7 protein-coding genes are annotated in these 7900 nt (G+C 67.8%); all 7 read right to left on the bottom strand.

Features of this window, described 5'->3' with window-relative positions; translation table 11 throughout:
- Window positions 1-376: 376 nt before the first annotated feature.
- On the bottom strand, window positions 377-679 hold the full coding sequence (locus VJS38_RS17440; protein ID WP_324089423.1) for a hypothetical protein: 303 nt from the start codon (window positions 677-679) through the stop codon (window positions 377-379).
- A 458-nt stretch (window positions 680-1137) separates the two neighbouring features.
- Window positions 1138-3285, bottom strand: coding sequence for a polyribonucleotide nucleotidyltransferase (gene pnp, locus VJS38_RS17435; protein WP_324089422.1), 2148 nt, complete (start codon window positions 3283-3285; stop codon window positions 1138-1140).
- A 257-nt stretch (window positions 3286-3542) separates the two neighbouring features.
- Complete coding sequence (rpsO, locus tag VJS38_RS17430) at window positions 3543-3812, bottom strand: 30S ribosomal protein S15 (RefSeq protein ID WP_324089421.1); 270 nt, start codon at window positions 3810-3812, stop codon at window positions 3543-3545.
- Window positions 3813-3815: 3 nt separating this feature from the next.
- Complete coding sequence (truB, locus tag VJS38_RS17425; RefSeq protein ID WP_324089420.1) at window positions 3816-4760, bottom strand: tRNA pseudouridine(55) synthase TruB; 945 nt, start codon at window positions 4758-4760, stop codon at window positions 3816-3818.
- Complete coding sequence (gene rbfA / locus VJS38_RS17420) at window positions 4760-5203, bottom strand: 30S ribosome-binding factor RbfA (RefSeq protein ID WP_324089419.1); 444 nt, start codon at window positions 5201-5203, stop codon at window positions 4760-4762. The genes truB and rbfA overlap by 1 nt, the downstream gene beginning before the upstream one ends.
- A 158-nt stretch (window positions 5204-5361) precedes the next feature.
- On the bottom strand, window positions 5362-5868 hold the full coding sequence (locus VJS38_RS17415) for a DUF2939 domain-containing protein (RefSeq protein WP_324089418.1): 507 nt from the start codon (window positions 5866-5868) through the stop codon (window positions 5362-5364).
- A gap of 42 nt (window positions 5869-5910) precedes the next feature.
- A partial coding sequence (gene infB, locus VJS38_RS17410) for a translation initiation factor IF-2 (RefSeq protein WP_324089417.1) occupies window positions 5911-7900 on the bottom strand: 1990 nt, incomplete at its 5' end.

The raw sequence follows: 7900 nt of genomic DNA, 5'->3' as shown, positions 1-7900 counted from the left end.
TCCCGATTTCGCAGCTCAACGACCCTTGCCAGCCGCCTGCCCCCTCCACCACGCGCTCTTCGCTGCGCTCGGCCCGTGGTCCCCCTCCCCCGCTTCGCGAGGGAGGAAGGGCTTAAATCTCATGGCGGCCAGTCTGCCTGCCGGTCCAGGCCTCTCAAGGACGAGCCCGCAGGGCTCGCCGCTACGCGGTCGCGCCGGAGGCGCGATCCTTGACAGGCCTGGACCGGCAGGCTCGCATCTTGCCAGGAGTTTGAAGCCTGGGAAGCATCTGGCGATGCGTTTCCAACGACTTGGAGGTCCGCTTTCGGGAAAAGCGGCAAGGGGTGCCTTCGACCCCAACTCGGACCTTCCGCCTCGACGGGCAGATGCGGAGCATTTACGCTTTCGCACCTTTCGGCAGAATCTTGAGAAAACGCCCAAGGACAGTCAGCCCCGCGCCGCCCGATGAGACGAGAAGGTTCGCAATAACAGCAAACAACATCATCAGTACGAGCACGCCGATCGCTTGCGCGGGAGAGGACGCGGCAACCTGTGTGCCCGGGGTAACGCCCGAGTGAAAAAAGCCAGGCTGTATGATCGCCGCGAGCAGGCCCAGTACGAAGAGCGCAGCGTCAAATGCCAAGCCGACGGCGAAGGCTGCGCCGAATAGCTCTCCAAACGTGGCCTGCAAAATGCGCATCCCCGTCGCCTCTTCACTACCTTGAGTTTTGAAGGTCGCATACTCACGGTAGCCGTCAAGATCTGTCGAACCCCGTGGAACTTCATCAAGGTCGGCTTGCCAAAAGAGGGCTAGCTGGCGCTCCCGACCCAAATATGCCCTTGCAGCTCCCCCGCGCAGCGGGGGAGAGGACCCGCGGGCCGAGCGTAGCGAAGAGCGCGTGGGGGTGGGGGCGAGCCGCGCCCAAGGGGTCTCAACCGCGTTGATCAAGGCGGCGGCGCGCTGGCGGCGGCTTTCCCTCTCCACCGCTCGCTCTCCGCTGCGCTCGGCGAGCGGTCCCCCTCTCCCGCACGGCGGGAGAGGTAGATTTCCACCCCATGCGGCCATTCGTAAGGTCTGCTTCGCACTTGAGCGGAATGAAAAAAGGCGGCCGCATCGCTGCGGCCGCCCCTCGTCTTCAACCTTGATCAGCCGCACCCTCAGGCGTCGGCGGATTCCTCGGCCTTTTCTTCCTTCTTCGACAGGTCCTCGCCGGTCTCCTGGTCGACGACCTTCATGGAGAGGCGGGTCTTGCCGCGGTCGTCGAAGCCGAGAAGCTTGACCTTCACGGCCTGGCCTTCCTGCAGGACGTCGGAGACCTTGTTCACGCGCTCGTTGGAGATCTGGCTCACGTGGACCAGGCCGTCGCGGGCGCCGAAGAAGTTCACGAAGGCGCCGAAGTCGACGATCTTCACCACCTTGCCGGTGTAGACCTGACCGACTTCCGGCTCCGAGGCGATCGACTTGATCCACTCGCGGGCCGCGTCGATCTTCGCCTGCTCGGCGGCCGCGATCTTAATCGTGCCGTCCTCGCCGATGTCGATCTTGGCGCCGGTCTTTTCCACGATCTCGCGGATGACCTTGCCGCCCGAGCCGATCACTTCGCGGATCTTGTCGACCGGGATCTTCATGGTCTCGATCTTGGGCGCGTATTCGCCGAGCTCGTGGCGCGGCGCTTCCATGGCCTTGGCCATCTCGCCCAGGATGTGGTCGCGGCCGCCCTTCGCCTGCTGCAGGGCCTTGCGCATGATCTCTTCGGTGATGCCGGCGATCTTGATGTCCATCTGCAGGGAGGTGATCCCGTCAGCGGTGCCGGCGACCTTGAAGTCCATGTCGCCCAGGTGGTCTTCGTCGCCCAGGATGTCGGACAGCACGGCGAAGCCGTCGCTTTCCAGGATCAGGCCCATGGCGATGCCGGAGACCGGCTTCTTCAGCGGAACGCCCGCATCCATCAGCGCCAGCGACGAGCCGCAGACCGAGGCCATCGACGACGAGCCGTTGGACTCGAAGATCTCGGAGACCAGGCGGATGGTGTAGGGGAACTCTTCCGCCGACGGCAGCATCGGACGGATCGCCCGCCAGGCCAGCTTGCCGTGGCCGACCTCACGACGCCCGGGGGCGCCCATGCGGCCGGTCTCGCCCACCGAGAAGGGCGGGAAGTTGTAGTGCAGCATGAACTTCTCGAAGTACTTGCCTTCGAGCGCGTCGATCAATTGCTCGTCGTCGCCGGTGCCCAGCGTGGCCACGACCAGCGCCTGGGTCTCGCCGCGGGTGAACAGCGCCGAGCCGTGGGCCCGGGGCAGCACGCCCACTTCCGAGACGATCTGGCGGACCTGGTCGACGGTGCGCCCGTCGATCCGCTTGCCGGTCTCCAGGATCGAGCGGCGGACGATGTCGGCCTCCAGGTCCTTGAAGACGCCGCCCAGCTTGTTGGCGTCATAGCCGTCCGGGTTGGCGTCCGACTTGGCGAACTGGCCGAGCGCCTTGTCCTTGGCCGCGGAGATGGCCGCGTGGCGCTCGGTCTTGCCGGTGATCTGATAGGCGGCCCGCAGGTCTGCGCCGATCACCGCCTTGACCTTCTCCTTGATCGCGTCGGTGTCGTCCGCGGCGAAGTCGAACGGCTCCTTCGCGGCGTGCTCGGCCAGCTCGATGATCGCGTCGATCACCGGCTGCATCGACTTGTGGGCGAAGGTGACGCCGCCCAGGACCTGCTCCTCGGAGAGCTCCTGGATCTCGGATTCGACCATCATCACCGCGTCGTGGGTGCCGGCGACGACCAAGTCCATCTTCGAGGTCTTCTGCTCGTCGAGGGTCGGGTTCAGCACGTACTGGCCGTCGATGAAGCCGACGCGGGCCGCGCCGATCGGGCCCATGAAGGGCGCGCCCGAGAGCACCAGGGCGGCCGAGGCGGCGACCATGGCGACGATGTCGGGATCGTTCTCCAGGTCATGGGCGAGCACCGTCGCCACCACCTGGACCTCGTTCTTGAAGCCCTTGACGAACAGCGGGCGGATCGGACGGTCGATCAGGCGCGAGGTCAGCGTCTCCTTCTGGGAGGGCGCGCCTTCGCGGCGGGGGAAGGAGCCGGGGATCTTGCCGGCGGCGTAGAACTTCTCCTGGTAGTTCACCGTCAGCGGGAAGAAGTCCTGGCCGGGCTTCGGCGACTTCGCGAACACGGCGGTGGCGAGCACCATGGTCTCGCCGTAGGTGGCCAGGACCGCGCCGTCGGCCTGACGGGCCATGCGGCCGGTTTCGAGCGTGAGCGTCTTGCCGCCCCACTCGATGGTCTTGCGCTTGATATCGAACATTTTTGCTTCTTTCTCATCCCGCGGGCGTATTCCCGGCGGGGGCGGACAGGGCGTCGGACTTCCGAAATCCTCTCCATTCGAACAGGCGGATGAGGATTTCTGTGAACCCTCGGCGTACGAGCGGGCGGCCCAGCGTCTCGGGGCCCCCTTAAGGCGCCGCATCGGTCCCCCGGCCTGTCACGGAGGAGCGGCGATAGGACTATTCAGAGCCGCTCTCCCGGTTGGGATCAACCGGGGAGCGGTTCACCAACCGTTGACTAGCGGCGCAGGCCGAGGGTCTCGATCAGTTTCTGGTAACGCGACACGTCGGACTTCTTCAGGTGGTCCAGCAGAGACCGGCGCTGGGAGACGAGCTTGAGCAGGCCCCGGCGCGAGTGGTTGTCCTTCTTGTGCGTCTTGAAGTGCTCGGTCAGGTTGGCGATCCGTTCGGAGAGGATCGCGACCTGGACTTCGGCGCTGCCCGTGTCCGCGTCGCCGCGGGCATGGGTCTTGATCAGTTCAGCCTTGCGTTCGGCCGTGATCGACATCGGTTAGTCTCCGCTCTTTTCAAGATGGAAGACCCGCGAGGGTTCGAGCCGGCCCGCGCGCATCTCGCAGAGCGCCACGACCGTCCCGCCCGCCATCGCCGAAACGGTGCGCGAGCCCGGCCTGAGCCTGGCTTTCACCGTCTCCACCTGTCGGGGAACGAGAACGATCGATCGTCCCTGCTTCAGTCTGAAGGCGTCTTCGTCGGTCACGGCCAGCGCCGGGATGTCGTCCAGCGCGGTCTCGACCGGAAGCAAAGCCTCCGACTGGCGGGCCTTATGCCCGAATTCCTCAAGCAATTCCAGCGTCACCGCAGACTGTTCGGCAAATCCGCCGACTCGCGTCCGCCGCAGGTCGCTGACGTGGCCGCAGGCGCCCAGCGCCTCGGCCAGGTCGCGCACCAGGGCGCGGACGTAGGTGCCCTTGCCGCACTCGATCTCCAGGGTGAGGTGGTCGGCGTCGGCCGCGTCGGCGACGCGCGCCGAATGGATCACCACGGTGCGGGCCTTCAACTCCACCGCCTCGCCGGCGCGGGCCAGGTCGTAGGCCCGCTCCCCGTCGACCTTGATCGCCGAATAGGCCGGCGGGATCTGTTCGATCTCGCCCACGAAGCGCGGCAGCACCGCCTCGACCTGGGCCAGGGTCGGGCGCACGTCCGAGGCGGCCAGCGTCTCGCCCTCGCGGTCGTAGGTCGCCGTGGTCCGCCCCCAGGCGATGGTGAAGCGGTAGGCCTTGTCCGCATCCATCAGGAACGGGACGGTCTTGGTCGCCTCGCCCAGCGCGATCGGCAGGATCCCGGTGGCCAGGGGATCGAGCGTGCCGGCGTGGCCCGCCTTCTGGGCGTTGAAGATCCGCCGCACTCGGCTCACGGCATGGGTCGAGGTGATGTCGTAGGGCTTGTCGAGGCAGATCCAGCCCGAGACCGCCTCGCCCTTCCGCCGCCGGCCCATCAGTCCTCGTCCTTCCAGCGATCCGAAGGCGCGTCGGGCGTGAAGTCGTGGCGCAGGTCCTGCTGGACCTTGGGATCGTCGAACAGCCGGTCCATCCGCTGGGCCTCGTTAAAGCTCTCGTCGTGCAGGAACTTCAGGTCCGGGGTGAACTTCATGTCGATGCTGCGCCCCAGCCGGCCGCGCAGGAACTTCGCATGCCGGTTCAGGCCCTCCACGACCTCGTCCGCACGGCCGCCGCCGAGCGGCTCGACGAAGACGGTGGCGTGGCGCAGGTCGGGACTCATCCTGACCTCGGTGACGGTGACCGAGACGCCCTCGAGCGCGGCGTCGGAGAAATCCTCCTCGCGCAGGATGTCGACCAGGGCGTGGCGGATCAGCTCGCCGGCGCGCAACTGGCGCTGGGTTGGGCCCTGGGCGGGCCCGCGGTCGGTGTGACGCTTCATGGAACGGCCTCGATGGACTGGGGCGCGGGTCGGACGCGCCGCTCAGCGAAGGAAGGGCGCGCTTCTAGGCGTGAGCGCGCCGGAAGTCCAGCCAACCTATTCCGTCATCGCCCGACAAGCCGGGCCATGACGGAGAGTGGAAAGGGGGCGCTACGGCCTCAGAGCTTGATCCGCAGCATCGACATGTCGCCCTCGAAGCCGGACAGCTTCCAGACGCCTTGCTCCTTGCTGAAGATCAGCAGGCAGGGGCCGTCCTTCTTGCTGACGGCGCAGACGCGGCCGTCGGGCAGGGGCTTTAAGGCCGCGGCCAGCTCGACCTGGCTCGGGATGCGGGTCTGGGCGGTGTAGCCGTAATGTTCGGCCACCGTGCGGAAGACGCGCGGCTGCAACAGCGTGTCGCCGGCGAAGTCGATCACCGAGGGGCCGAGCAGGGCGGCGATGCCTTTCAGCCGCTCGTCCTTGCCGAGCCGCTGGTCGAGCTTGGCCTGCAGCTCCTGCTTCAGCGCCGGCCGGTCGACGTGGGCCTCGAACGCCGCCTGGTCGTTGTCGCGGATGGAGATCAGGAGGGCGTGCACGTCGCCGGCCGCGTCCAGCCGCTGCGCCGTGGCGCAGGCGGAAAGGGCGACGGCGGCGAGGCCGAAGAGAAGGGCGCGGATGCGGCTCATGCTCAAGCTCTACCGCAACAAGGCGGCGAGATCACGGCCGCCCTACAGCGACCGCTTGACCTCTTCGAGGTTGAAGCACTCGATCGTGTCGCCGACCTTGATGTCCTGGAAGCCCTGGAAGGCCATGCCGCATTCCTGGCCGGACTGGACCTCGCCCACCTCGTCCTTGAAGCGCTTGAGCGTCTGCAGGACGCCGAGCTCGAGGACCACGACGCCGTCGCGGACGATCCGCACCCGCGCGCCCTTGCGGACGACGCCGTCGGTGACGCGGCAGCCCGCGACCTTGCCGACCTTGGTGATGTCGAAGACCTGCAGGACCTCGGCGTTGCCGAGGAAGGTCTCGCGCTGGATCGGCGCCAGCATGCCCGAGAGCACGCCTTTGATGTCGTCGATCAGGTCGTAGATGATCGAGTAGTAGCGGATCTCCACGCCCTCGCGGTCGGCCAGGTCGCGCGCCTGCTTGGAGGCGCGGACGTTGAAGCCGAGGATCGGCGAGCCGGCGCCCTTGGCCAGCATGACGTCGCTTTCGCTGATCGCGCCGGCGCCCGAGAGGATGATGCGCGCGCGCACCTCGTCGGTGGCCAGCTTGTCGAGCGAGCCGACGATGGCTTCCGCCGAGCCCTGCACGTCGGCCTTGATGACCACCGGCAGCTCGGAGACCTTCTTGTCGGCGAGCCGGGCCATCATGTCGGCGAGGCTGGCGCCCTGGGTGGGCGAGCCGGTCTTTTCGCGCTTCACCCGCACGCGGTACTCGGTGAGCTCGCGGGCGCGGGCCTCGTTCTCGACGACGGCGAACGGCTCGCCCGGCGCGGGCGTCCCGTCCAGGCCGAGGATCTCCACCGGCACCGAGGGGCCGGCGGTGGTCAGCTGTTCGCCGCGCTCGTTCAGCAGGGCGCGAACCCGGCCGAAGGTGTCGCCGGCCACGACGATGTCGCCGCGCTTCAGGGTGCCGCGCTTGACCAGCACCGTCGAGACGGCGCCGCGGCCGCGATCGAGCTTGGCCTCGATCACCACGCCGTCGGCGGTGCGATCGGGGTTGGCCTTCAGGTCGAGCACCTCGGCCTGCAGCAGGATCGCCTCGATCAGGTCCTCCAGGCCCATCTTCTCCTTGGCGGAGACCTCGATCGCCTGCGTCTCGCCGCCGAGGCTTTCGACCACGATCTCATGCTGCAGCAGCTCGTTGATCACCCGGGTCGGATCGGCGTCCGGCTTGTCGATCTTGTTGATCGCCACGATGATCGGCGCGCCGGCGGCCTTGGCGTGATTGATGGCCTCGACCGTCTGCGGCATCACGCCGTCGTCGGCGGCCACCACCAGCACCACGATGTCGGTCACGTTCGCGCCGCGCATCCGCATGGCGGAAAAGGCGGCGTGGCCGGGGGTGTCGAGGAAGGTCACCGCCTGGCCGTCGGCCAGCCGCACCTGATAGGCGCCGATGTGCTGGGTGATGCCGCCGTGCTCGCCGGCGACCACGTCGGTCGCGCGCAGGGCGTCGAGCAGGCTGGTCTTGCCGTGGTCGACGTGGCCCATCACAGTCACGACCGGCGGGCGGCCGACCAGATGATCGTCCACGTCCTCGGCGCCGATGAAGCCCTCTTCGACGTCGGCTTCCGAGACGCGCTTCACCGTGTGGCCGAACTCGGTGGCCACCAGCTCGGCGGTGTCGTTGTCGATGACGTCGTTGATCTTCAGCATCACGCCCTGACGCATCAGGAACTTGATGACCTCGACCCCGCGGGTGGCCATGCGGTTGGCGAGCTCGCCCACCGTGATCACGTCGGGGATGACCACCTCGCGGGCGACGCGCGCCTGCTCCTGGCCGCCGCCCTTGCGCTTCTCGCGCTCGCGTTCGCGGGCGCGGCGGACCGAAGCCAGCGAGCGCATCCGCTCGGCGCCCTCGCCGTCGCCGGCCACGGTCTGGATGGTCAGGCGGCCTTCGCGGCGCTGCGGGGCGCCCTTGGCGCGGGAGATGGCCTTGGACGGCGCGGCCGCGCGGCGGCGGGCGTCGTCATCCTCATCCGGACGGCGGTCG

This window comes from Phenylobacterium sp., assembly GCF_035276905.1.
GTDB lineage: Bacteria > Pseudomonadota > Alphaproteobacteria > Caulobacterales > Caulobacteraceae > Phenylobacterium.
Note: the sequence above shows the minus strand (reverse complement) of the source record. Positions and strands in the feature narration are given on the sequence as shown.

Coding starts and splice junctions, on each gene's coding strand:
- rbfA (WP_324089419.1), bottom strand. CDS start 5,203: ATGAAGCGTCACACCGACCGCGGGCCCGCCCAGGGCCCAACCCAGCGC.
- truB (WP_324089420.1), bottom strand. CDS start 4,760: ATGGGCCGGCGGCGGAAGGGCGAGGCGGTCTCGGGCTGGATCTGCCTC.
- VJS38_RS17440 (WP_324089423.1), bottom strand. CDS start 679: ATGCGCATTTTGCAGGCCACGTTTGGAGAGCTATTCGGCGCAGCCTTC.
- VJS38_RS17415 (WP_324089418.1), bottom strand. CDS start 5,868: ATGAGCCGCATCCGCGCCCTTCTCTTCGGCCTCGCCGCCGTCGCCCTT.
- pnp (WP_324089422.1), bottom strand. CDS start 3,285: ATGTTCGATATCAAGCGCAAGACCATCGAGTGGGGCGGCAAGACGCTC.
- rpsO (WP_324089421.1), bottom strand. CDS start 3,812: ATGTCGATCACGGCCGAACGCAAGGCTGAACTGATCAAGACCCATGCC.